Source organism: Rhodococcus sp. MSC1_016, assembly GCF_023667485.2.
GTDB classification, from domain to species: Bacteria; Actinomycetota; Actinomycetes; order Mycobacteriales; family Mycobacteriaceae; genus Rhodococcus_F; species Rhodococcus_F oxybenzonivorans.
Map to the genome: position 1 here is coordinate 57342 of NZ_JAMOZI020000003.1, position 24918 is coordinate 82259.

The following is a 24918-nucleotide window of genomic DNA, read 5'->3' on the forward strand; positions in this document are numbered from 1 at the left end:
AGAAAAGTATCGCCCATACGAACAGCCGGCCCGGCGGTTAGATTGCGTGAATGACGGGGTCCACGAGGAACTTCGCCATATCAGTACCGGGAAGCCGTCCCCAGCCCTTCCACCATTTCGGTATGAAGTCCGATAGCGAGGCACGTCACCACTTCCTCAACGCGTGCACGGCATAGCGCTGAGAAAGTGGTGAGGCAATCGGGCGGATCCCACGTGTCAGCGGCTCCCCATTGCCCGTTCACTGTCCTTGCCTATCTGAGCACGGCCCCTGCGGGCTCTCGGTGCCTTCTTCGGTCCGCCTTGTGCGACGGCGTTGCGGGGGTGAGTGGCTTCGTCGAGGTCGGCAGTGATGCGGGCGGCGACCGTTTCGGCGTCGATGCCGGCGGCGCGCATATCGTCGGCGAACTTGTCGCGCCGTTCAGCCGAGTCCCATTCGGTGTGGGCGGCGTCGCGGAGTAGTTCACCGTCCGGTGACGGGGCCGCAGGACCCAGCGCGGGTTCAGGTTCAGCGCCGGTGTCATCCGCATCGAGTGTGGGCTGTTCCTGCTCGGCTCGATCGGTGCGATCGGCCTCGGCCATCAGGGCGGATGCGGTCAGATCGTCGGTGAGTGCGTTGTCGTGTTCTTCCTTTTCACGGGCGCGGCGGGCTTCGGCTTCGCGGAGCAGACGGTCGATCGTGGCGTGGTGGACGGCGGTCGACGGGTCGACGCCGTAGCGGCGTTTGACCTCTTCCTCGATGCGTTCGGCGGCGCGGGCTGCGGCGGGTGACTCGTTCTGCCAGGCCCGGGCGCTCTGATAGTTGTCGGCGATCTGACGGCTGTTGGCGCGGTCCCACCATTGGTCGTCCAGAACAGCTCGAAGCTGTGACTCTACGGCGGCGCGTTCACTGTTCATCCGCTGCTCGAGCTCTCGGGTGGCCTGTGTGCTCTGCTGCTCGGCCCGGCGCCGTTCCGCTTCCCGAGTTCGAGCCATTTGTTCGGCCAAGCGGGTAGCGGCCTGCATCCAGACTCGGAAGATGGCGCCGGTCTCGCGGGTGATGTTGCTGATCTCGTCGTGGTTGTCCATGGTGTCGATCCCCTTCGCTGGTGAGTGGTTACCGGCCGTGGTCGTGGCTCTGGACGGAGGAAAGCCCTGTTGTCCGAGAGGGTTCAGGGGTGTGGGTCGGTGAGGTTTGGGGCGGTGAGGTGAGCACGGACCGGGGCGGGGCCGGGAAATCGCTGGCAGCGAGGCGGGCGGCGGCGGTGACATCCTGCTCGATGTTGGTGGTGTGGCTGACGACAGGTGCGATGCCGTTGTGTGCCGCGACTCCGGTGACGGCCGCTGCCCGGGCGTCCTCACTGAGGGCGCCTTTGTGGACGTTGAGCTGGGTGACGGTGGTCTCGGCCTGGTCGACGGCAGCGGAAAGAGCTGCCCGTTGCTGAGATGTGAGGGTGGGATCTTCGGCGAGGTTGCGGACGGTGTCGAGTAGGGCCGCAGAGTGCTGGCGGAGCGATTCCATATCCAGGTCCGGGTCTGTGCGAGCGGCGGCCTCGATTTGGGCTTCGCTGTGTCCGGCGTCGCGGGCGCGGTCCTTGGCTCGGTCGAGTTCTCCTGCGAGATGGGCTTGTAAGCGTTCGTGTTGCTGCACGTAGTAGTCGTCGGGTGTGGCGGGTACGTATCCGAACGGTTCGTCGACCGGCTCGTCGTGCCCCCCGACGGCCATGCGGTCGGCGTCGTAGACGTTTTGGGCTGCCCAGGCGACGTCGCGTAGTTCCGGTGAGAGTGGTTGGTGGACGGGTGAGTGCGGGTTTCTGAGTTCGGAGAGGATCTCGTTGGCATGGGTGGTGAGGATCTCCCATGCGCGGGAGTATGAGGACCGCTGTTCGTCGAGCTCAGGGTGGACGTTGTCGATATGTCGGGGGCCGGCCGCGAAGATCACCTGGGTCTGCGCGGTGTCGTCGCGGGTGAGGGACACGTCGACCTGGGATGCGCGGTCGGCCCGTGCTGCGTGGAGTGCGTGGTTGAGTGCTTCGAATGCGGCGGCCCGTGAGGTGTGCTGGGTGGTGGAGGTGCCATGCGGCAGCCCTTGCGTGCCGTTGCTGCGGAAATAGTGGCAGGTGGCGGTGTAGATGCCGTCGTCGCGGTGCATATCCATGAGTTTTCCTTTCCCTGGTGCTTAGAGGTTCCGGGTGTCGGGGAACATTTCGGCCGGGGGTTCGATGAGTGGGAAGGGTTTGATTTCGCTGTCAGCGTCGTGGTGGCCGCGACGTTCGGTGCAGTTGCTGAACGGTCCTTCGCTGGACAACAGCACAGCCATGTGGGGGTCGGCGTGATCGCGCCACCACACGCTCATGCCGGTGGCAGGGTCGAGTCGTAGGTGTTCCCATGCGCGCCAGAGCGCGGTGACGCGAGAGACGGCTTCGGCGTGTAGCCACCACTGGTTGCACCACCGTCGGTTTGATAGATCCCGCCGGTACATCGGGGCGAGTTTGTCGCGCATGAATTCGGCGGCCGAGCCGAACACCAGCTGGGGTGGCTCCTCCGCCGCCGCTTCGGTGGTGGCAGGCTCGGCGGGGTCGGGTTCGTCTTCGAGTTCGTCCCAGTCAATTTCGTCGACGCTCATCACAGTTCCTTTCCGGTGAGCTCGAGTTCGCTATCCGGGGCGGCGGGCGAGACCTGGGGTTGTTCGCCCTTGGGGGCGTACTTGTCCTTCGAGGCATCGATCGCGGCGGCGTGCGGTCCTTCCCAATACGGCATGGTGGCCACGAGGGCGGCGGGGTTGCCGGAGGAGCGAATGACGGCGCGGCCACGGGGCAGAGCCTCGAGTTCCTTTTCGGTCAGAGTGCGCACCAGGGAGCGTTGGCGTGAGACGGAGCGACCGTTGCTGCCGTTCGAGGACACCGAGCCGGTGATCTCGTAGTGGTCGCCGACGGCTTCGGACATCGACCGCAGGAAGCCGGCCCCGCCGACCTTGACGCCGCCGCCGTAGCCGAGCACGTTCGATGCGGAGGTGAGCATGTCCATCCCGTCGCGGCCCCACACGTTCATGCCCTGTTCGTAGGACTGCAGGATGGTCTGGATGACGATCCCGCGTGAGCCGTAGTGGCTGTAGAGGGCGGGCAAAGAAGTCCAGCGCACGACGTTGGCGGCCTCGTCGAGGGACGCCAACAGCGGCGTCGCCAACCGTCCACCGGGTGAGTCGGTGGCGAACAGTTCGGCTGCCTCACACACGGCGACGGTCAGTGCAGTCACCAGCGGACCGGCGGAACCGGCGCCTTCTTTCGACAGGGGGTAGAGGGTGTCGGTGGACCGGACGAAGGCGGCCGGATCGAAGTGCGGGCGTGAATCGCCGGTGTCGGTGACCCAGGACCGGATCGACTGAATGGTCAGGCAGTTGATCATCTTCAGGGCGGTGCCGAAAACACCACCGCGCTGCTTGTCCGGGGCGTTGTACTGGCCGGCGAGACCATCGGCCTGGAGCGTGTAGCGGTCCCCTGCGTTCTTCAGGATGCGCACCGGCTCCTGGTCGTCTTCTTGGGTGACCCAGGTGTAGACGTCGGTGATCGGTCTATCGGCCAGGGCCGCGGCGAGGAACAGGCCGGTGAGCAGATTCTTCGCAGCGGGTTCGAAGAAGGCGTCGGTCTTGGCGTCGGCGGAGATGCTGCCCGCGGCGAAGTGGGTGGCCAGGTCGGCGGCGCGGACTTCGTCAGCGATGATCTGCGGCCGCCCATCCGGTCCGATGATCTCGCGGCGGAGCCAGGACAGCGGGTTCCACCACCAGGTCGAGGCGGCCTTGGCTACCTGTTGCGGGTCGAAGATCCAGACGTTGCCCACCTTTTCGCGGACACCCCGGGTGGCGTCGACGACGTCGCGTTTGTTCGAGGTGGTCAGTACGGCGCCAGGTGCTCCGACGACTGCGGGGATCACCACGGACGTGGACTTTCCGACGCGGGGACCGCAGATCCACACGTGCATGTCCTCGTAGGAGGCGTAGAGCTTCTTATTGCTGGGAAGGTGCCGTCCGATCGGCACTCCCGGTACCTGACCGTCCGGTACTTCCACCTTCAGGCGTTTCGCCGACGCGCGGGCGGTCTTCTCGGTCAGCGACCTGACGTCTTTGAGGGTGGCCATGTGATCGGCCTTGTGGTCGACGCGGGTGCGGTTCTTACTGATGCGGACCTTCCGCACGATCAGCGCGACTGCGACGGCGAGCAGTAGAAGCACGTAACCGACCGCAACGGCGGTCGCGCCTGCCGTCCAGGTCAGTTCGCTGCGGACGAGGCCGGCGAGGACGCCGGCGGGGTTGGCAGGAACGTTCTGGCTGGTACCCAGGTGCATGGCCAGCCAGATCCCCGCGATGAGGACGACCAGCACGGTTGCAACGAACAGGATGAACTCGACTGCGGGGTCCCGGCCGCTGGGATCTTTGACCTCCCTGGGCATCAGGCCACCTCACTCTCGTCAGCGGCGGTGTCGGGCGCGACGAGGTGGTTGAGGTTTTGCTCGCGCCAGTTCTTGTAGCCGTTCTCCCGGCACCATTCGAGGGCGGGGCTCTCGTTGTCGATTTCCACGGTGACGACGACGCGGACGCGGGTGGCGGCCAAGGAGAGATTGTGGGGGCCGACCTCGTGATTGAGCACGTGCAGGGTCAGGTTGATCGCATCGACGTCGAGTTCCTCGCGGGTCTTACCGGCGAGGAAGACCGCCTTGCGGGCGGCGGAGAGGTCGGCGGAGGTCTGATCGCCTGCGGTGTAGGTCTTGTCGTCGTCGAAGAATTCGCCGTACCAGGCGACGGCCCCTTCCGGCCCGCAGACAGCGAAGGTGCCGGCTTCGTCGTCGCCGGCGGCATAGAGCTCGACGGTCGGGGCGGCGGCCGCCGCCTCGGAGAGTTGCTCACGCTCGGCTTCATGGGCCTGCTCGCGCAGAGCCCCGTAGTCGATGTCGCACCGCTTGAGCAGCACTGTTTTGAACTTGGGGAACAGGGCTTTGGTGGCCAGCCCGTTGTCGGTTGCCCATTGGCGCAACGCGAGGTGGTCGGCCATCGTGGCCAGTTCGCGCTCGTTGCTCTTGACGAGCTGCTCGACCTTGTCCCAGTCGGCGGCGGATGAGGCGGTCTTCGTCGGCATCGATGTCTCCTTTTCGGTGGGGTGGTCAGTGCACGTCGACGACGGTCGAGATCGTCACGACGAACCCAGCTTTCGGACGGCCGAACATTCCGGCGGTCACGATCTCGGTGGCAGCGCAGGTATGTGAGTGCCCGATCACGCTCACGCTGGTGAATTGGTGTTCGAGGGTGGTCAGTTGTCGGTCCATCTCGTCGGTGGCGTTTTCCAGCGCGATATGGGCGTCACCGTCGGCGGCCGAGTACGCGTAGAGAACCCGAATGCTCATAAGCTGCTCCCCCTCAGCTGGGTGACGACGTTCTGCAGGGTGGTCGAGAGGGCGTCGAGTTCCGCGCGTAGCCGCCTGACTTCGGCGGAATCGCTCTGCGGGCCGCGAACGGTGATACCGACTGCTGCCCGGACCCAGGTGCGCACCGTGGAGGTGTGGATCCCGGTTCGGGCGGACACGGTTTCGATCGCGGCCCAGCGTGAGGGCATGTCCGGCTCGAGTGCGAGCACCATCTGCACTGCCGAATCGCGGACCGCCTCCGGGTAGCGGCGGCGGGGGCGGCTCATGCCGCCTCCTGCCGCTGGCGCTCACGCTCGATGCCTCGGTCGAACAAGGCGTTCGTGTCGTGCCAGTTGTAGTGCAGTTCGGTCGGAGTGAATGTGGTGCGGAACCGGAAGCCCGGAACCCGTTCGGTGCCCAGACGCAGCAGAAAGTACCCCCGCCCCGGGGGCGGAGCTTCCTGCTCGGTGACCGGGTCGTAGCCGGCCGGGGTGGACAGGCTTGCCACCCACTCGCGGTCGGAGTCGGTGAACGGGACGATCGCGTCGAGCTTGTCCATCTCGCTTTTGGGCAGGCCACCGACGATCAGGCCGCCGGCGCGTTCGATGAAGCCCTTCGCCTTATTGATGTCGACAGTCGACTCCAGCGATTCGAGGTCCTTGACCGTGTGGGTGATCATCGCCAGTGCCGTGCCGCGAGTGCGCGTCAGACGGGTGAGTTCGTTGATGCGACCGACCATGCCGGGACCAGAATCGAGGACCCTCCAGAGTTCGTCGAGCACGGCCACGAACAGCCGCTGCGGCCCCAAGCCGCATTCGGCGAGGATGTGGGCGGCTTCGATGGCGCCGAACCCGTCCTCCCAGCACGCGACCATGACGGCCGCTTCGAGCTTCGAGTCGTCGGTGTTGACACCGGAGATGTCGACACAGATCCCGCGAGGCATCTCCCGCAAGTCGATCGGCTGGCTGGTCTGCTGGGAGAACACCTCGCCGAGGTCGCCGTCGAGCAGTGCGGTCAGCGTCTGCACCAGTTCGTCGACGCGGGCGTTGTACGCGTCCGCAGTGGTGGTGCGGCACCGGCGCATCAGCTCGGGGTGGTGGGAGTCGATCAGTTCGACCAGGTCCGAGATCAGCGGTGGGGTATCGGGGCCGAACCGTTCATCCTTGGCCAGCACCCGCAGCGCGGTATCGAGGACGTTCTTCTCGACGGTGGTCAGCTTGTCGCCGCGCTCGATTTCGCACAGTGCCCGCATGAGTCGGCGGCGGCGCTGCTGGACCTGCTTGGCGACCTTTCTCTGCACGGCGGGGAACGCGTCGAGAAGCGGAATGATCGAACCGAGTGCACCCAGGGCGAGAGGGTTCAGGTACCCCTCACCGTGGCCGAGTTTGATGACCTTGCCGCCGCACACCTCGATGGCCTTGGCGAAGTCGGGCTTGGTGTCCGCGAACACGAACGGGATGTGGCCGCGGGACATCGACCCGGTCACCAGCTTGCGGGCCAGGCTCGATTTTCCGAGGGAGGGCAGACCGAGGACGAACACCGACGGTGTGTTCTGCAGGTTCGTCACATAGGTAGCGGTGACCGGGTCGTAGCAGAACGTGCGACCGTACAGGTCCTCGCCGAGGGGCAGCCCCCGCTTCGGGTAGTTGTCGCCGACCACCCACGGGTTGATGCCACACGCTTGGAAGGTGGTGGCCCGGAACGACGGCGGCGGCTCGACGACATGCATCGCTCCCCCGCCGTGCCCGTCGAAGCCGCGCGGGGACAGCTTCCGAGCGCGACGCCACCCCGGCTCACCGATCGAGGGATCGCGCTCGCGGGCGATGCGGCGACGTTCCGCCTCCTCGGCCTTGGCCTGCGCACGTTCTTCGATCCTGCGGCGCTTGCGCGCGGCGGACATCGGGTCGGTGATCGAGTTGCGGTCGGTGATCCGGCGCGGCTCGTAACTGTGAGACAGATCCGCTACCGCCCGGCGCAGACTCAGCCGTGTGCGGAGCCGATCGCGCAGGCGTTCGCCGGCCATCGCCCTACCCACGACGACTCTCCTGGCCGAGCGCGAGCAGGCCGAGGACGAACTCTGACGAGGATGTGATCATGGCGGTCCTTTCCAGACGTCGCGGGCTCATGCCTGCAAGCTCTTGGGGGTGGAGGCGTGGTCGGGAAGGAGCACGCCGATGGCGAGGCCACCGAGGAAGGCCGCGGCCTGGTACCGGTAGCAGGGGCGCAGGCCAATGCGGGCGTGCTGACCCATTTCGATGATGTCTTCGGCGATGCGATTGAGTTCGGCTTCGGTGTCGGCGGTGGCGGTGACAAGTAGCGAGAAGTCGGTCACGCCTGCGCCGTCTGCCTCCTCTCGGCGGGTCTGCTCGGCGGCCCGCAGGCCGAGGTCACCGCGGGCGGTGCCGTGTCCTCGGTTGGTGTTGGAGGCGGTGAGGGCGGAGAGGAAGCTTCGTTCGACGGCCGCGGCGGCGTCGGCCGGGGAGAGCGGCCGGTGCAGCAGTGTGATGCGTTTGCGCGGGGCTTTCGCGTTCGCTTCGAGAAGGCTGCGGAGCACCTGCTCGTTCGGCTTGCCGCGCGGGGGGATGTGCATTTCCCAGGTCCGTGACACCGCGCCGTCGTGGAAGTAGCTGGCCTTGGTCTCTTCGGCGGTCACCGGTCCGGCGTCGAGCCAGGACACCAGCGGATCGTCGGTGCGGGCGACTTGCTCGGCGACCGCTTCGACACCGGTGCGTGGGTCGTAGCTGCGGCGGACCACGGCGGCAATCAGGTTGTCGCTCATCGGGACGCCGGTCACCCGGAGCTCGGCGAGGTTGCGGCAAATCGCGGGGATGCGCTGGGCGAGGTCGCCGAGCATCACCATCGGGTCGCGGCGGGCGGCCGCGGTCTTCGCTCGCCAGGTGATCGACATCCGTGCGTGGAATTGCAAGCCCTGCGAGTCGACGTCGGTAATGGTTTCGCGGACGGCTGACTGCGCGATCGGGCTGCCGCCGGGTGCGCACATATCCGCGACATTCGATTCCGCGCGCGCACCCGTCTCAGGCAGCCATTCGATGGTCGTGGCCACGCAGTCGATGTCGCCGGCCTGTCCGTTGAGGTTGATGAACTCACCCCAGTTCGCGACGTCCAGGTCGATACGGGACTGTTCGGCTCCACCGAAGCCGGGCACGGTGCAGCGCAGATGGATCGTGTACTGGTGAGTGGTCGGCAGGTGCATCATCGCGAACTTCCGGCCGAGTGCATCGATGCCCCACCACAGTTCGATGTTGGCGGCCACGCCGGGCAGCCGAATGCGTCCACCGGCCTGGTTCGACAACGCACCGGCCCGCAGGATGTGCGAGCCACCTCGCTTCTGTCGCCGCCATCCCACCCGTGTGGTGATCACCTCGTAGCCGCTGCGACCGCCGTAACGCCAGGCCATCAGCAGCCAGGCCAGACCGATCATCAGCAGCACCAGGACCGAGAAGACCCAGCGGCCGAGCATCAGCCCGAGGATCGAGAGACTGATCAGGATGCAGAAGGTGTAGAACAGCTTCTTGCCGATGCCGCCGATGTAGGTGGTGCTCGGCTCGTGCCAGCCGCCGTACGTTCGGCGTTCGGGAGTCTCACTCATCACTGCTCCTCAGTGGATTCGAGTCGGTTGGCGAGGTGGGTGGTGCCGGAATCGGGTGTCATGTCGAGCGGCCTCCGCGCATGGACCCGGACGGGTCCTCGCCGGCGGATGCGCCCGACTCGGCGGCAGCGGCTACTTGGTTGCCGACCGCTTTTGCTCCCTTTGCCACGGCCTGACCAGCCACAACCGCGATACCGGCGGGCCCCGCTGCTGCGGCCGCACCGCTGCCGGCGCCGGCGCCGGCGCCCTTCGCTACGCCAGTTGCCGCGCCGCTGCCACCGATCGACGAGCCGCCTCCGGTGGAAACGGCGCCGGTCGGCCCCTGGCTGCGTCCACCGGCGACGCTGTTCGTCGACGTCGTGGCTCCGCCGCGGCTGGCCGAACTGCCCATCGAGGACAGGCCTTTCGCTGCGACAGCGCCGGAACCGACGGTTGCCGCGGCTACGGCGGGAGCTGCGCTGCCACCTGCCATGCCCGACATGGTCGGCACGATGAGACGGGCAAGTGTCGGGGCGACCAGGAATGACAGTGACAGCAGGATCATCCCGGCCAGAACCCCCTGACCGGACTCGTCCTCGTAGGAGATCGAGGTGAACGCGATGCCGTACACGACCGACGCGACGAGCGGGAACAGCACCAACACCACGCACCAGGACGAGACCTTCGCCCACACCTGGCGGCCGGCATTGCCGAGGCCGGACGCGGCGGCAGCGACCGGGGCGAAGCCGAGTACCAGTCGCGCGAGCGCGATCTGCACCATGATGAACACTGCCTGGATGATCGTGCCGATGATGCCGAGCAGGGCGAGCACGAACACCAGTCCCGCACCGAGGGTGCCGAGCTGGTTAGCCGTGAGCAGCTTGTCGAGTGCGCCGTCGATGTTGTCGCCGACCATCCGCTCGATCAGCCACACCCCGAGGCCGCGCGAGCCTTCGTCGGCGAGGATCACGATCGGTGTCAACGCCCAGGTCGCGAACACCGATCGGGTCAGTACCTGGGCAGCTTCGGTGGCGTGGGCCGCCATCATGTGGTGTTTCGCCCAGGCCAGCTTGATCATCGACGTGACGATCGCGGCGAAGAACACCAGGATTTGGATCACTCGCAGGTACTGGTGCAGCACATAGACCAGCGACTCGGTATTGCTGTTCCCGAGTGGACCGCTGACCGAGTTCGTCATCCACCAGGTCATCATGAACGTGATGGCTTCTTTCCAGCCTTCGGCGAAGACCTGAGCGGCTTCGCCGACCATCGTGTCCCATGTCCCGGAAGCGAATTCACCGGCAGCGTCGCTGGGATTGGTGACTGCTTTGAAGACGTCGCAGCCGCGTTCGAGGAAGACCGAACCGATAGCGTTCGCGACACCGTCGCCCAGGGCGCGGCACTCGGCATAGAGATCTTGTTCGGTCTGTTCCGCGGTTTCCGGCTGTGCGACAGCGACTCCGGCGGGAACAGCGACTGCAATCGCGAGTGCAGCCAGGAGTGCGACGAGCAGTTTTCTCACCACAGCGTCCACCCCGCGAGGGTCGTCGTCTGTGTCTCCCGGGGTTTGGTCTCGGGTAACCGCAGCTTCCAGTCACCGTCGACCCACACGGCCTCAGCTGCAAGGATGGTGTACGGGCCGTTCTCGCTGTGCGGGAGGGCGTACTGGATTGCGGCGAACTCCCCCTCGATCCACCCCGTGACCCGGAATGCCGCAGGTCGCGGGGTGAACTTGAGGATCGCGGTGGGGTCGCTCGACTTGGTCTGCTCTGGCCGACTGTGTGCAAGCATCTGCTCGAGTTCGGGCGTGTGCAGGATCTGCCGGTCGACCACCTGCTGGTATGCGTCCGGGTTCGCGACGCGGACAAGTGCTTGCAATGCCGCCAGCGCGGCGCCTTGTGGAGTTCGGGCATAGCCGGTCGCGAGCCCATCCACGATGCGGGCGGGTCCGTCCGAGGTCGAGAACGGGAGCACCGAGGGGCCGACCTGCTGCCACATGACCCCTACCGGAGCCGGAACCAGCTCACCTGCGGTGAAGGGGCCGCGGCTGACAGCGGTCTGCGGCAACACCTGACCGGCCGGGTTGTTCGGCTTCGTCACCGGACGGCCGAGCCAGTCGGCGCTGGGCGGGCCGAAGCCACTCGCACCCGACTGGTCCTGCTCGGGCTCGATTGCCGGTGAGGACGGCGTCGGTGCCGCCGCCGATGGAACAGATCCTGCGCGGTCCTCGCCGCCGCCCCGTGCGATCAGGATCGCACCGGCAATGACAATCACCAGCAGGAATCCCACCGAGGCCCACAAGGTCGCTGGGCTGGCCAACCACCATTGGCCGGTGCGCAGCAAGACGTTGGGCCTTTCCGATTCTCGGGGCGTCTTTTTCGAGTCGCCGGACATTAGGCCTCCTTCGCCGACAGCGGTGTGTAGCCGTCGAGGGAGTTGAGTTCGGCCGGGTCGGTGGCCGTGGTGCCGTCGTCGCCGACGGGATTGGCTGCCGGATCCGGAAGTGTGATTCGCCAGTCATTTCCCTTCCAGGTCAGCGTGGTCGGGGACGCGGCGAGTTGGCCGCCGGGCATCCGGGTGGCCAACGACACGGTCGCGTGGTCGTCGCTGTAGTCGTCCACCCGGAAGCCGGCGTACTGCGCGGTCTGTGCGGGGTCGGCCGCGTCGGTGATCGAGGTCATCGACCGGGCAATGGCATATGCGTCGCGGCCGGGACCGAATGCCAGCACCGTGGATGCCACGGTGGGCCACTCGTCGTCCGGCGCCAACGCCAAGCGGGTCTGGCCCTGCATGGCCGCCAATACCGCCCCCTGCGGGGTGTGTGCGTATCCGCCCGGGACCTTCCCGTTCGCCGATGGGCCACCGGTGGTCGACGAGGGCACCTCAACCCCGCGGTAGTTGGTCCAGGTCACCGAGTCCGGTGCGGCCGTGGTGTCGACGTTGTCGGCATCGGTGTCAGGGGTCGTGGTGTCGCTGCCACAACCGCCAAGGGAGATTGCCGCCGCTGTCATGAGCGCGGCGGCGGGAAGCCCCCACCGCTTGCGGGGTCGAGTCCGTGTCTGCATGGATGCGCCTTTCGAAGCTGTTCGGGCAGGGGAAGGTCGGGTCAGATCAGCAGCCAGCCGCCTATCGCGGTTGCCGACGTGCACACGATCGCTGCGATCGCAGTGACGCCGTATCGGATGACCCCGACGTTGACCCCGCGGGCGGCGCGGTAGCAGAGGGCTGTTTCGAAACCGGCCCAGATCGCCGCCCCGATGAAGGCGGCGGCGGCGGCGAACATCAGATAGCCGCCGAGAGTCAATATCGGATCCATCGCTTCCCGGTCCGGCCACACGATTCCCCCGGGTCGCGCTGGAGGTGCTTCTTGTGCGAGGAGCGAGGGTGGGGTGGCGAGCACTGGTCTCATCGCCTGCTCACATGAAGAAGGTGACCCAGGAGGCCGCCCCCGCCGACATGATCGCGCCCACCGCCACGACTCCGAACAGCAGTTTCTGCCCGCGGCTGGCGGCGCCGTCCGAGAACGCTTGTGCGAAGGCGAATCCGGCCCACACACCGAGCCCGATCAGGCCGATGGTCACGGCCCACAGCAGCACGCCGAGGAGCACTTTCGTCTTGTCGTCCATGCCCCCGGGAGGTGCGGTGATCGTGAAGTCGATGACCGGCGGCTTGTCCTGTGCGAGGAGGTCGGTTGTGGTGGTCAGTGCGGTGAGAAGCATGGTGAATGTCCTTTCGTCAGGTGAGGGTGGTGATTCGCTCGCGGGCTGCGGCCCGGATGCGGTCGTAGAGGTCGATCACCGGTGCGGGTGGCACCTTGCGGTGGTCCGATCGGTCCTTCTTCGTGGTCGGGATGGTCGATCCCGGTCCCCATGCGGGGAGTTCGTTGTGGCGCATCACGCGCCACGGTTCGATCCACGGAACGTCCCAGCACGCCCCGGCGAGGGAGGTGATCAGCCCGATGTGGTGGCGTACCGGTTTCGACAGAGGGCGGTCGCTGTCGGCGACCGTGATCGCGCCGAGCACTTCCACCCCCTGCGGGGTCCCGCCCGCCGCGTGTTGCAGCAGCAAGTCGTGCGCACACGTGAGGCCGTGCATGGTGGTCCGGGCGACGATGATCACCAGTGGCGACTGGGCGTCCGGGCCGACATGTGACGGCCAGGTGCGGCCACAATCGCCGGCGTAGGCGAGCGAGCGCGTGAGAACCGAGACCCCTGCCCCGCCGGTGGCCCCAAGCAGCCAGACCATCGGGTTCGGTGGGGAGAACTCGCCGGCGTGAACGGGGCCGTTCCAGATCGGCGCGCACCGGTTGGGGAGTGGCAGCTGCGCGCCAACGAGCCGAGGGCGGCGGGGCAGGTCGTCGAAGTCGTCGACGGACATGGCGATGCTCATCGCACGGCCACCGCGTTGACCCGCCAGACACCGAGTTTGGTTGCGGACATGTATGCCGCCCAGTTCATTCGGTCGACTTCTCTGCCCGTCGGTGCGGTGGCAACCACATCGACCGCGACCACTCTGGAGATGCGGGCGGGTGCGTCGGCCGGGTGGTCGTCGTCGGTGATCCGTGCCGTCGCCGTCACCACGGCCTGCTCGTCACGCCATTGTTGCCAGCGGTTTCCTGAGATCGGCGCGAGTACCGAGAACGAGAGTGTGTTCTCGTCGTAGAACTGTTCGTCGAGCAGTGGCTTGGCCCGCTCCGCTGCCGCCGCCTGGTTCGTGTCGGTGATCGGGTCGTAGCTGAACAACGCCTCCGCGGCCGCGACAATCACCGACTCGGGGTCGGTCTGATCGGTTCCGGCAAAGCGCTCGGGCAGTGACGGCGGCGGCGGGGTCGACAACGCCCCCGTGGGACCGCCGTCGTCCAGGTGGTCGTGCTCGCTGGATTCGGAGCTACACCCGGCCAGTACCAAGCCGGCGACCGTCACGGTGAGCAGGCTGCCTCGCAATCCGCGCCGAATCGGTGTGTCGCGGCTCATCGAACTACCCCTTCCTGGGCGAATGTCCGGACAGTGCCGGTGATTCGGAGCTGCTCGGCAACAACATCCGGTATACTTTTAACTAGTTCAAAGTATGGCGCGGAGGGTGTGATGTCAAGAAGTGGAGGCCGACGAGACACCGCCCCGAGGTCAGTCCTTGGTGGACCCCAGACCCTTGCGGCGACGATCAGCATGTCGGGATCAGCGCTGGTATGAGAGTTCATGGCGTCTCCTCGTGTGGGGATGGTGTTGATCCGAATCTCCTGACGTACATTTCTTCTCCGGCCCAGTTCGAAAGCGGATCGATGCCGACGACATCGCCGGATTGGGGGGCGTTGAGCAGCATTTCCTGGCCGTCCTGGACGCCGTAATAGATGCCGACGTGGTGGGTCGCGCCGCCGGAGCCGAAGTAGATGAGGTCCCCGGGTTGCTTCTGGTCGAGCGGTATCTCTTGGCCGCGTGGGTCGTAGAGCTGACCCGGGTTTCCGGGGGTACCGGTGAAGTGCGGCAGGGTGATCTGGCCGCCGGATGCCTGGTAGACGGCGTAAAGGGTCAGTCCGGAGCAGTCGAATCCGACTTTGTCGAAGTCGCCGAATCTGTCGGCGACGCCGCCGTCACGGATACCTTTGGTCGGTCCGTTCGTGTCGCCGCCGCCCCACGAGTACGGGGTTCCGATCCACCGGGAGGCTGCCGCGATCACGTTCGCCCCGAACGGTCCGCCAGGAACGTATTGCGGTCCATCGGGATTCGTCGGTGTTCCTTCTTCGCATCCGCTGCGGGTGCTGCCACCAGCAGCGACGCCCACCGCGTTGGTGTTGCCGCTGGCGATTGCCGCGCGGTCGGCATCGGTGAGATCGTCGCCGGCGCCCTTGAACTGCTGATACAGCTGGCGGGCGAGTGGTTCGTCGTCGGCGTATGCCTCGGGGTGTGCCGAGACCTGGACCGTTTGCGCCGCAACGGTGACCGGGAGGGTCTCCCACTCCGGGATGGCGAGGAGTGCGTTGTAGAACTTCACGTTCGCGGTGACCGGATTCATCAACTCTTCGGCGGTGCCCCAGTACCCGACCTGCTGCTGGAACTGGTTGACCGACTTGTTGTCGGAGCCCACCCCGTCATTGGGATAGGCGAGGGACTCTGGGACGTTTGAGCTGGCCAGCATCCGGTAGGTCGATTCCTGACCTTCGGTGGACAGGGCCACGACGATGCCCTGTTCGGGAACCCCCATCGCTTCACCGATCGCGACGGTCTGCTTCGCGATGGCCAACTGCGCTGTATTCAGACCGCCCACCGGGGTATCGGTCTGGCCGCCGCCGGTACCCGGGGACGGCGTGGAGGCGGTGCCGGGGTCGGTTGCTTCGTCCACCCACTGTGTCGGGTCGAAAGCGGTCCCGGCGCCGTCGGGGAGGCGGCCACCGTCCCAGATCTCGAAATGCAGGTGTGCACCTGTGGATTGGCCGTTGTTGCCGATCAGGGCGATCTTTTGGCCGACGGTGACGTGGTCACCAACCTGGACCAGCACACCGTCGTCGAACATGTGCCCGTAGACGGTGCTGTACGTTTTGCCGTCGATCTCGTGGTCGATGACGATCCAGTTTCCGAAACCGGTGGCCGGTCCGGCGGCGACTACACGGCCGTCGGTGAACGCGTAGATGGGGGTGCCGACATCACCGGCGTAGTCGTTGCCTTGGTGCTGGGTCCCCCACCGTTCCCCGAAACCGGAGGTCATCGTCGTGGAATCTGGGGCGGTGGGTTTGACGTGCGTGCCCGCCGGCACCGGCGCGCCGCTGCCGGGGACGTCGGGTCGGCACTCGTTCGGGGGGCTGAGGAGCACGACCACGACGGCGACCATGAACAGCAGGCCGGCGACTGCCGCAGCGAGCAGCACGATCACCGAACTGCCTTTGTTCTGGTCGGACACGCTCACTCCTTCGCTCAGGTGGAATCGGCGGAACTTCGGCAAATCGGGAAAAGCCCCCGGTGGGCAGGCAAGGACGGTTGCCTGCCCACCGGCGGCGGTCTAACCCGAGCTCGCGGAACCCGATGTGGTGGTGACCGGGGTGCGCGTGCTCGAGGCGGTGGTAGACGGCGAGGTCGATGCCGGAGCGCGGGTGGGAGTCGACGGTGCTGTTACCGATGCCCGGCTGGTCGTGGTGCTTGCCGGCCGGGTGCTGTCGGTGAGGGCGGCAGCGATCTCGGTCAGCCACGCGACGGTGAATCCGGCGGCGGTGCGTCCGACCGCGTCGACGACATTGACGTCGTAGACGGCATGGTTGCGGGCGGCATCCCAGTACTTCAGGTCAGCCGCCATCTTGAGCAGGCCCTTGTTGTCCTGAACGCCGCGAGTGACTTCCTTGTAGATGTAGCGCTCGACTTCTCGTCCGGTGGCCGGCGGGAACAGATCGAGCGCCGCGTCCCCGACCTTGAGGGCAAGGAGCCCGAGCGCCGCGGGAGGATTTGCCAATCCCACTGCGGCGAGCTGGCCGATGTTCTCGGGGGTCAGGACCTTTTTCGCGATCGCGACACCGGCCTGGAAACCCATCACACCGGTCTTGATGACTGCGCGAATGATCTCGGCGTCGGCTTCAGGGGTGGCCGAGCGGGGATCGGAGTTGTCAGCCAGTCGGCCGAGTACGGTCTGACCCGACTGTTTGACCTGGAAGCGGCCGCCACTGAAGTTGATGTCGTTGTTGATCACGTCGGCTCCGGTGCGCAGCACGGCGCCGCCGAGGGCGCCGGTGAGGTCGAGAAGTGTCTGCTGCGGATCCTGTGCTTCCAGATGCAGCTGGCCGGCGATGTTCGTCACGGTTCGAGCCAAAGGCGCGTCCTCGGGTGTCGCGCACGCGAGATCGCCTTCCCCGCACCATGATGCGACCCGCCCTGCCAACTCGCCGTACCCGTTCGCGGAGGCGATGTTCGGGGCGATACCGCCACCGTCGGCAGGCGGTTCGACCTCGACTGTCAGGTCGGAGAGTGCATCGGCGGGCACCCCTTCGGGTGCCAGTGGGCTGGTGCGTCCCGGTGCGTCCGGGAAGGTCGATGCCCCGTCGGGTCGGTTCGGGGAGGAGAACAGGCTGACCGCTGCGACCTGGTCCGCTTTCACCGGTCCGTCGCCCGCTCCGATGTTGCGGGCGAGGATGTCCGCAATCTGACCTCCCTGGCTATAGCCGATGATCGCGAACTGGGTATCGGGGCAGCGGGAGGCATAGTCGCTGAGAACCTGGTTCGCCTTGTCGACTCCGCCGAGCATCGACTGTTCGTAGGTTTCCCCGCGCCAGCCGAAATCGCCTGCATAAGGCACGTACTCACGGGAGATGTTGCCCTCGGCCGTCTTCAGCAGGGGACCCAGCACTGCGTCACCGAGAAAGCCTGAATCCGTCGTCGGTGATGCGTCGGGGGCGCTTTGATTCGTTCCTTGCACCCCGACCACGTGCAATGGTGTGCAGTCTGACTCCGCCGGGTCGGCCGCTGCCGTGGTCGGTCCCACGGCAGCTGCCGCCACGGACATGGCCGTCACGAGAAGCGCCACCATGGGCATCGTCGCTGGGCGCAACTTTCGTACCGCCATCACGCACCCCCGGCCGGGGGCAGCAACACGAACTTCTGCCACTGGTCGCGTTCGACCGTCGCGCCAGGTTGGGCTACCGATGTTGTCACCGCTCCTCCTCGTTGTTTCTGCTCTCGTGTTCGGGTTCCGTCTCGCCATAGGCGGCGATGTTCGGGCACGTCAGCGTTGCCAGCTGGTGGTAGGCGGCAGCGGTGTCGTGGGCGAGTGCGGCAAAGTCGAAATCGGCGCACTCGGCGATATGGGGGTCGTGCGGGATCGCAGAGACCGATCCGACCCGCCCTGCCAGGTGGGTGCGTAGGTGGTCGACTATCGGTTGGGTTACCGGCCGTGTGTTCGTCACCACCACGTGCACGGCCGCCAGACCCGGAGCATCCGGGTGGTCGATGGTCGCTCCTAAGCAGTTGCCGAGCCGGTCGAGAAGTGCGGGAAGCCGGTTGATCTCGCCACCACGTGGCGAAACGGTAAGCACGATTGGCGGCCATCCCGCCTGGTCGAGCGGCATCGAGGCGAGAACCCGTAGGCCACAGCCGCCGTCGACGACTGGGGTGAGTCCGAGTCTCGGCAGCATCGCAACGAGTCCGCGGTGACGATGCGGGTCGTCGATGAGTCCCCACACGACCCCGTCCCGCAGGTGCCACTGCCCCAGCTCGCCGACGGAACTCGTGGGCAGTGGGTTCGCTCCGGTGCCGTCGCCGAGCCCGCGTTCCCACAGGTCACTGTCGCGACCCTGCCCGGCTGCGTCGATCAGTGCCGGACGTATCGACCACGGCAGAGCTGCGCCGACACCGAGCGCGGTCGTCGTCGCGCCCGAACCCCCTCGGTGCCCGATGACGATCACCGGAGCTGACGTCTCGACGGGAGAGTGCCACGACGAAGCGGCCAGCGCCTCCGCTGGTGGCGGCGTTCCTGCTGCCGTCGAAATCTGCTCGTTCGTTAGGTCGGCGCCGGCATCATCGGCGTCTGGGTCACCAGCGGCCCAGTCCGTCCACGATTCGGTCATCGTCAGCCTCGCTTCGTGATTGCGGTGACGAATACCTGGCCGTCACGGTTGTCGGTACGGAAGATTTGCGGGTACACGTTCACCTCGCCGTTCGGTCGCTTCTCCTGCACGTCGACGGCCCACTCGCCCGGGGCGAGCGGACGGATACTCAGGCAGTGCTCGGTGCCCTCGGGGGTCTGGTCAATGCCTTCTTGCAGCTGTTCTGCAGAGGCGACCTGCGAATCGGGGGCGACCACGCGGCGTGCTTCCGTCCCAGAGCGTGCGACGTAGAAGCCGTGATCGAACGCCAGAATCGCCGCAGGTCCGGAGTCGGTGCCGCCGGTGCCGTTCCCCTCCACCCGGTCATCGAGGACGAGCGCAGGGCACCAGGACACGGCGGAGGCGGCGGTGGGGGCCGGCGGCGTGGACTCCGCCGAGGCCGTGGTGGTACCGGGGATGTCCAGCGGCTGCGCGTTGCTGCTGCTCCCGGTGAGCGATATTGCGGCTGCTCCGACACCGGTCACGGTGACCAGGGCGACGGCGCTGCATGCACCGATCAGCGCTCGGCGGTTGCGGCGGGCACGATCGGCCTGGTTCGGCACTTCCTTGACGTCCGGCGCGGACATTTCGGTCGCCTCGTTTTCGGCGACTGGGGAATCATTCCTAGAGCCAACCGGATACACGTCCGAGGGATGCTCGGCGTCGGTGGAAAGTGGCTCATCCAGCCACCCCGATGCCCACCCCGGCCCGGTAGCGGGGGTGGGCATCGGTACAGCGGACAGGGTGGGGCGTTGCGCGTCGGCTGGCTCTTCGTCGGCATCCGGCTCCAACGCGTCGCCGCTGCTCGCGGACGGTTCGTTCGAGCCCGACTCGTCTACTGAATCGTCGGTGGTTATCGACTCGACGAGCAGCTGCTCATCTGTTTCGTCCTCCCCCACAGCCGGGTCCAGCTTCGGGAACCAGTCGTCGCGCTCCATCGTTCTGTCTCCTTGCGTGATTTACGCGTTCAGTCCGTCATTGACCGCAGCCACCAAAGCGGCGGCCTGCGCAGCGACCGGGGCGGTCGCGGTCGAGACCTCAGCGATCGCCTGATCGACGGCAGCGACAGCGTCGGGGCCGCCGGGTTGTGCGAGCGCGGCCTCACGGACCTGAGACACACCCGTATCGACCTGGGACTGCGCCGCCGCCGCATACGACGGGGCCACGTCAGTGAAATCGCGGACCGCCTCGACGACCTGCTCCCCGGCGGGCGCGTGCGCGACCTGACCGAGGACCTGCTGTGTCTGCGCGGTCACTGCCTGCGTGTCGACGACCGGCGGAGTCCATACCGGCGCGGGAGCAGGCACCTCCGGTGCCGGGGCGGGAGCGGGTTCTTCGATGACCACGTCCTGGCCACCGGCAAAGGTTGCGCCATAGATGCCGCCGAACAGCATGCCGAGAGCGCCACCCGCCATCGCGGCGGGAACACCGAGCGCCAAGGCACCCACACCTGCTCCGATCAGCGCGCCGTTCACGCCGCCGAGCACCGGCCCGACGACGATTCCGACACCAGGGATGAACACCGACGCCAACGTGGTGCCGACCGCGATACCCACGACGGTGCCGATGGCCGTGCCTCCCGCTGCGCCGAGCACGGCGGCCGGGGCGCCCAACGCGAGAGCACCAGCGGCGCCACCGACCACGACTCCGGTGACCGTGCCAGCAGCGAGACGGTCGGCCTGGTTCGTCGGGACACCGAGGGAGTTGATGAAGTTGGCGCCGTCAGCCTGAATTGCCGACATCGTGTTGCTAATCCGCCGTGCGTCCGGCTCGGGAATGAAAGCCGGTCGGTCCAGCAGTGCGGAGCCGAGCAGCATCTTGTTCTCCGGCGCCTGAATCGGGGCGATACCCGGACGCTGAACCATCGGCGGTGGTGGCGGCGTCACGACCTCCGGCTGCGGCTCAACATAGGGCTCGCTGTATCCGGAGTGGAACGGCTGCACATACGACGGCTCGACGTATGCGGGCTGCACGTTGTACGACGGCTGCGAATATCCCTGCTGGTAGTCCTCATACGAGCGCCACTCCGCGTTCTGCACCTGCTCCGAGGGCTGATAGCCCGGCAAGTACTCACGCTCCACCGGAGCCTCTGCCCGCGGCGGCGTACCCGTTACGCCAGGCTGCTCACGCGGACCAGAAGGAGCCGTTACGCCAGGCTGCTCCCCCGGAGCGGCCTGGGCGATACTCGCGCACGACAACATCACAGCCACAGCAAGCGACGTCGTCACCGCCGCCCGTTCCTTCACAGCACGATGCCGCCCTGCAGGACTATTTCGAGTCTTCATCTCAAACCTTTCACGTCACTTGTCTTCCCAAAAAGATTGATTAACAACGAGATACGTTCACCGGAACGTTGGCGAAGGAAGAACTTCGACAAAACCGACGGTTAGTTAAGAGGTGATCTGCGGCGCCGATAGTCATCCGATCCCGCCCCGAATGAGCTCATCCGACGGAGTTAGAGGGCCGACTGGAGGCCGATCCAGGGCGACGAGTACGGCACCAGAGAGTGGCCCGCGGGGCAGGTCGAAAACCCAGGAAGAACGAGGCTGTAGCACCTGTAGCCGGGTGCTCGGCCAGCGCAATGAGCGACGACGCTGAGCGGTCGCACCCCTCCGCTCATCGAGATCGGAACCTGAGGAACGGACTCGCTGGAATCTGCCTGTAACGAAAACGGGGCAGCAGTATGGTTAGTGGTCGGGTGGATCTGGGCACCCAAAGACATCGGAGCCTCCAACTGGGTACAGAAATGGCCCGCGAGGATCCGAGATCCTGCGGCTTGGACGTTTACGCGTTGAAACGCTGTGGGGAGTAGAACCCCAGGTGCGGGCGAGGACGCCAATCATCACCGCACCTGGGGTTTTCTGCGCAGCACAGTTGGCCCGCGTGCGAGCCACGAGCTGCGAAGTGAGACCACTGAGCGGTGACTTGGGCAGAAGTTCAACCGCACAGTGGAAGTCTTGGGGATTCGGAGTTCGGTCCGGAGCGAATGAGCCTGAGCCAATTCGACTTCAGAGACGCGGCGAGCCGAACCGCTGGTCGCCGCGGTGGTGACCTGGACGTCAGAAGCACGCGAAGGTGCGGCTCTACGCGAGCCACACCTTGTGTTAGTTGCTTCCGACACGATCGCCCCTGAGAGTCCAAAGGGCACACCAAATAGACGGTGTGCAGCACCTTTTGCGCTACAAGCGGACCCGACGTGTACAAGGCCGCAGGACTCCCCGGTGGGGCGCGCGGAAAGATAGTAAACCGCGGCAGCTTCTGTGCGCAACCTATTCACGCTTTTCATTCACGCCCCTTCCTCTGAGCGAGTCCGCTAGCAGCAGCTAAGATAATCGCAACAATAACACGCAACTATAAAACGCACTAGCACATGATGACACCCCGGGAAGGGCAACAATGGTCGGATACATAAGTGGTCGGACCCCGGGAGTTGATGAAGTGCCTCGCAGCGGAGTCAGAGGATTCCGGGGTGACAAGCTCCGCGAACAGCGTGTGAAAGCACAGCTCACGCCGGACGATCTCGCGGCCCGAATCGGTACAACTCGTCAGGCAGTCTCGACCTGGGAAACCGGACGGTCAAGGCCGGCACCGGAAATGCTCGGCCTTCTTGCCGAAGCCCTGGACACATCAATCTCAGTGCTGGTGCCGATCCCGGCAGGCAAGCTAAGAATGAGCGACCTTCGAGTGCGGGCAGCGCTGAATCAGCGAAACGCAGCCGCCCGACTCGGAATCGGGGCCACTACGTTGGCCGAGATCGAGAACGGGGTAAAGGCTGTCCGCGATGACCTTGTGCCCAAGATCGCCGAGCTCTACGGGGTCGACCGGCGAATCATTGCAGAAGCATGGAAGCGCGGTTATGAACATCGAGAGACACGCGCGAAGAACCTATAAATAATCACGCAACTAAAGCACGGATTCGGCATCTCTGAGAGCGCTCGACGGCGTGTCTTCATCGTTATCGGTCCAACTTGTGACAGGTTTGGTGCTGCAGATTGGAGTCCGAAGGTGGACGGTCGGGGTCAGGGAAGGAGAAGGGGATGGGAAACCCATACAAGGGAGACCGAACTCGCGTAACCAGCAGAGTCCCTGACGTGGTGTTCGAGGAACTCGAACGTAGACGGATGGCAGCGGGTGTGAACATGAGCCAATTCCTGGCAGATCTTCTCGCAGCCGCTACAGGCCATGCCCAACTCGTTCAGGAGACCAACCAGGAGGTGCTGAAACTTTCCGCGTGAACGCGATGGCGGCCTTGACGCTGCACAAACGAACACACATCACGTAGTGCATCGCACCAACTAACCAAAAAACCCCCGACCGGGCAGGGCCGAGGGCATTGGGTCTTTGAAGTTGGTTGAGAAACGAGTTAGCCGCTCGATTCTCTGTACTGCTCATCCCCGGAGGGACTGTCTTGCTGGACAGAGCCCAGGGTATAACACGCCCTGATTCAGGTCTAGAAACCCATGCGCGTGTCACCCCGCCAAGTGGTGGCCCAGACAGCACACAACTGCTCTACAACACATGCACCCGCATGTGGTCGCCGCGGCGGCGCGTCCGCGTCGACCCGGACCGAAAACACGAGTACGACGCCTCTATCTCCATGCCCCTGCAACAGCCGGAAATTCCCTGGGCGATCTATCTCGCCAGCTCAGATCACCGCTTTCGGCTTCTCGTGCTCGACTTCGACACCTCCCGTTATGGCGCCGATCAGGCTCGTGCTGATTCGGACCGCCTCGCTGCACACCTCGACGACCTGGGTGTCCATTACCTGCGTGCGTACTCCGGGCCGTGGGGCGGCCAACACATCTGGCTCCGACTTGGTGAGAACGGCGCCGATCCGGCCGCGGTCGGTGAACTCAACCGCGTGCTCGCTCAGCACTACCCAACCTTCGACACATCGCCCCTGAGCAAACCCCGTATGGGAGTTGTCCGGCCTCCAGGCGCACCACATCGCGACGGTGGACGGTCCGTCCCCCACCTGGCCGGCGCCGAGTTGCAGCAGGCTCTCGAGCGCGTCAGCCGCGGGACGACGCCGGAAGTCGTCAACTGGCTCCTTGCGCGGCATCCCCATGTCGAGCCCGCTACACCGCCCGAAGAACATCGACGGCCGCGGATCATTGAGGATGCGGCGGGTCCGAGACTCGACCGACCCCGGCGGCCGCTACCCCACCGAACTGCGGCTTTGCTCGCGACGGTGCCGTCTAAAGGGGCGGACCGCAGTGCCCTCGCGTACACCATCCTTCTTTCCATGGCCCGAGCCGGACACACACTCGACGACGCCCGCGCCGCCGTTGCCACCGCCCCAGGTCTGATTCGACTTCGTGAGGATGCGGTCCGCGGCCGCGACGACACAGAACGCCAATGGTCCCGCGCACTCGCCCGAGCCGCGACCTTCACCGCTGACCCGGACCAGGCACCCCGTGAACCGATCGACGACGACCTCGACGCCATCGAACATGCCCTCGCAGCGACAACAGCGCACTGGGGCCGGCGAGGAGGAGCAAGTGACGAGCGGATCCTGCACGCACTGACCGCGCTAGCGCGCACCGCCCGGACTCGGGTCCTCGACATCGACTGCCGTCGCCTGGGACAGGCATGCGCTCTCGACGCCTCCACGGTCTCGCGCAGGCTTCGTGTGCTGGCACGGGAAGGCTGGGTCACGCTAACCACTCCAAGCGCCGGGACGCGAGCTGCACGGTGGACCCTCAACCAGCCGCAGGATGTGGGCGTAGAGACTACTTCTCATGCAACACAAGGGGAACCCGCCCCCGCTCCTGGGCCCCCGCTCCCGCTCCTCCCCCACCACACCCACGACTTATGGAGTCCCTCCCGGTCCGGCGGCCTCGGTGCGGCAACCGCACGCGTCTACTGGTTCTATCGGTCTGGGGTCGTCAGCCTGATCGGTTTGTCGGAGAAGACTGGTTACGGCACCAAGTACATCGAACGAGCACTGACCAGCTTGCAATCGACAGGACTGCTCACTTCGAAGGCCACGGGCGAGCAGCTGCTCCGGACGCTTGAGACCGTCGCACAGACCCGGGGAGTTGCCGGAATCAACGCCCGCCGAGCCGCACGCCATCTGGTAGACCGTGAGCTGTTTACCTGGTGGAACGAAGAGCAACAGTGGCGAAGCACTCGGGGTAAGAAGCGCGGGACACGGCGGACTACCTCGACCGGAATGCTGACGCTACCAATTTCGGCCCCGGCCCGAGTCCGCTACGGCAGGTTCCCCACCAGATCCAACGGAAGGGCTGACTACTCCACCGCCCGAGCCGTGGTGTCTCAGATCAATTCAGCCGTGCGGTCGGCCGCATGACAAAAGACCAAGTGGATCGACGAATAATGCAGCGACTGGGCATACACGGGCCCAGACAGGACTCGTCGCCGCCAGCGCGGCACCCACTCC

At 65.9% G+C, this 24918-nt stretch carries 24 protein-coding genes; 3 read left to right on the forward strand and 21 right to left on the reverse strand.

What is annotated here, in order from left to right:
- Nucleotides 1-216 precede the first annotated feature (216 nt).
- The 21 genes from L1080_RS37465 to L1080_RS37565 all read right to left on the reverse strand — a co-directional run bounded on the left by L1080_RS37465 (nucleotide 217) and on the right by L1080_RS37565 (nucleotide 20743).
- A complete protein-coding gene (locus L1080_RS37465; protein ID WP_250775811.1) occupies nucleotides 217-1065 on the reverse strand; it encodes a hypothetical protein in 849 nt (282 codons plus the stop codon).
- A gap of 28 nt (nucleotides 1066-1093) precedes the next feature.
- Nucleotides 1094-2134 carry a hypothetical protein gene (locus tag L1080_RS37470; protein ID WP_250775813.1) on the reverse strand — a complete coding sequence of 347 codons (1041 nt, stop codon included), beginning with the start codon at nucleotides 2132-2134 and terminating at the stop codon, nucleotides 1094-1096.
- Nucleotides 2135-2155: 21 nt separating this feature from the next.
- Nucleotides 2156-2602 (reverse strand): DUF4913 domain-containing protein, encoded by a 447-nt coding sequence (locus tag L1080_RS37475; RefSeq protein ID WP_250775816.1) that lies wholly within the window; start codon nucleotides 2600-2602, stop codon nucleotides 2156-2158.
- Entirely contained in the window at nucleotides 2602-4422 is a 1821-nt protein-coding gene (locus L1080_RS37480) for a type IV secretory system conjugative DNA transfer family protein (protein ID WP_250775818.1), read from the reverse strand. Before L1080_RS37480 ends, L1080_RS37475 begins: the two co-directional genes overlap by 1 nt.
- Nucleotides 4422-5105, reverse strand: a complete 684-nt coding sequence (locus L1080_RS37485; protein ID WP_250775820.1) for a hypothetical protein — start codon at nucleotides 5103-5105, stop codon at nucleotides 4422-4424. Before L1080_RS37485 ends, L1080_RS37480 begins: the two co-directional genes overlap by 1 nt.
- 25 nt (nucleotides 5106-5130) lie before the next feature.
- Entirely contained in the window at nucleotides 5131-5370 is a 240-nt protein-coding gene (locus L1080_RS37490) for a hypothetical protein (protein WP_250775823.1), read from the reverse strand.
- Nucleotides 5367-5657, reverse strand: a complete 291-nt coding sequence (locus L1080_RS37495; RefSeq protein ID WP_250775825.1) for a hypothetical protein — start codon at nucleotides 5655-5657, stop codon at nucleotides 5367-5369. The genes L1080_RS37490 and L1080_RS37495 overlap by 4 nt, the downstream gene beginning before the upstream one ends.
- Nucleotides 5654-7405 (reverse strand): hypothetical protein, encoded by a 1752-nt coding sequence (locus L1080_RS37500; protein WP_250775828.1) that lies wholly within the window; start codon nucleotides 7403-7405, stop codon nucleotides 5654-5656. Before L1080_RS37500 ends, L1080_RS37495 begins: the two co-directional genes overlap by 4 nt.
- Nucleotides 7406-7492: 87 nt before the next feature.
- Nucleotides 7493-8980 carry an SCO6880 family protein gene (locus L1080_RS37505; RefSeq protein ID WP_250775830.1) on the reverse strand — a complete coding sequence of 496 codons (1488 nt, stop codon included), beginning with the start codon at nucleotides 8978-8980 and terminating at the stop codon, nucleotides 7493-7495.
- A gap of 58 nt (nucleotides 8981-9038) precedes the next feature.
- The gene (locus L1080_RS37510; RefSeq protein WP_250775832.1) at nucleotides 9039-10484 is read right to left on the reverse strand and encodes a hypothetical protein; all 1446 of its coding nucleotides are present in this window, start codon (nucleotides 10482-10484) and stop codon (nucleotides 9039-9041) included.
- The gene (locus L1080_RS37515; RefSeq protein ID WP_250775835.1) at nucleotides 10478-11353 is read right to left on the reverse strand and encodes a hypothetical protein; all 876 of its coding nucleotides are present in this window, start codon (nucleotides 11351-11353) and stop codon (nucleotides 10478-10480) included. Before L1080_RS37515 ends, L1080_RS37510 begins: the two co-directional genes overlap by 7 nt.
- Nucleotides 11353-12024: a hypothetical protein gene (locus L1080_RS37520; protein ID WP_250775837.1), complete on the reverse strand. Its 672-nt coding sequence runs from the start codon at nucleotides 12022-12024 to the stop codon at nucleotides 11353-11355. The genes L1080_RS37515 and L1080_RS37520 overlap by 1 nt, the downstream gene beginning before the upstream one ends.
- 41 nt (nucleotides 12025-12065) lie before the next feature.
- Nucleotides 12066-12368, reverse strand: coding sequence for a hypothetical protein (locus L1080_RS37525; protein ID WP_250775838.1), 303 nt, complete (start codon nucleotides 12366-12368; stop codon nucleotides 12066-12068).
- A 7-nt stretch (nucleotides 12369-12375) separates the two neighbouring features.
- Nucleotides 12376-12678, reverse strand: coding sequence for a hypothetical protein (locus L1080_RS37530; protein WP_250775847.1), 303 nt, complete (start codon nucleotides 12676-12678; stop codon nucleotides 12376-12378).
- Nucleotides 12679-12694: 16 nt separating this feature from the next.
- Nucleotides 12695-13348 carry a DUF6668 family protein gene (locus L1080_RS37535; protein ID WP_250775849.1) on the reverse strand — a complete coding sequence of 218 codons (654 nt, stop codon included), beginning with the start codon at nucleotides 13346-13348 and terminating at the stop codon, nucleotides 12695-12697.
- Complete coding sequence (locus L1080_RS37540) at nucleotides 13345-13932, reverse strand: hypothetical protein (RefSeq protein WP_250775851.1); 588 nt, start codon at nucleotides 13930-13932, stop codon at nucleotides 13345-13347. The genes L1080_RS37535 and L1080_RS37540 overlap by 4 nt, the downstream gene beginning before the upstream one ends.
- Nucleotides 13933-14152: 220 nt before the next feature.
- Nucleotides 14153-15850 (reverse strand): peptidoglycan DD-metalloendopeptidase family protein, encoded by a 1698-nt coding sequence (locus L1080_RS37545; RefSeq protein WP_374435242.1) that lies wholly within the window; start codon nucleotides 15848-15850, stop codon nucleotides 14153-14155.
- Nucleotides 15851-15949: 99 nt separating this feature from the next.
- The gene (locus tag L1080_RS37550) at nucleotides 15950-17497 is read right to left on the reverse strand and encodes a cutinase family protein (RefSeq protein ID WP_250775854.1); all 1548 of its coding nucleotides are present in this window, start codon (nucleotides 17495-17497) and stop codon (nucleotides 15950-15952) included.
- A gap of 85 nt (nucleotides 17498-17582) precedes the next feature.
- Entirely contained in the window at nucleotides 17583-18497 is a 915-nt protein-coding gene (locus L1080_RS37555; protein WP_250775856.1) for a hypothetical protein, read from the reverse strand.
- Between the two features lie 2 nt (nucleotides 18498-18499).
- Complete coding sequence (locus L1080_RS37560) at nucleotides 18500-19453, reverse strand: hypothetical protein (RefSeq protein WP_250775858.1); 954 nt, start codon at nucleotides 19451-19453, stop codon at nucleotides 18500-18502.
- A 21-nt stretch (nucleotides 19454-19474) separates the two neighbouring features.
- Nucleotides 19475-20743: a hypothetical protein gene (locus tag L1080_RS37565; RefSeq protein ID WP_250775861.1), complete on the reverse strand. Its 1269-nt coding sequence runs from the start codon at nucleotides 20741-20743 to the stop codon at nucleotides 19475-19477.
- Nucleotides 20744-21911: 1168 nt separating this feature from the next.
- On the opposite strand from L1080_RS37565, the gene L1080_RS37570 reads away from it, so the two are divergent.
- From L1080_RS37570 to L1080_RS37580, 3 genes are all read left to right on the forward strand, one after another.
- Nucleotides 21912-22406: a helix-turn-helix domain-containing protein gene (locus L1080_RS37570; protein ID WP_459032677.1), complete on the forward strand. Its 495-nt coding sequence runs from the start codon at nucleotides 21912-21914 to the stop codon at nucleotides 22404-22406.
- A 200-nt stretch (nucleotides 22407-22606) separates the two neighbouring features.
- On the forward strand, nucleotides 22607-22750 hold the full coding sequence (locus L1080_RS37575) for a hypothetical protein (protein WP_250775863.1): 144 nt from the start codon (nucleotides 22607-22609) through the stop codon (nucleotides 22748-22750).
- Nucleotides 22751-23112: 362 nt separating this feature from the next.
- Nucleotides 23113-24828, forward strand: a complete 1716-nt coding sequence (locus L1080_RS37580) for an FUSC family protein (RefSeq protein ID WP_250775865.1) — start codon at nucleotides 23113-23115, stop codon at nucleotides 24826-24828.
- Nucleotides 24829-24918 lie beyond the last annotated feature (90 nt).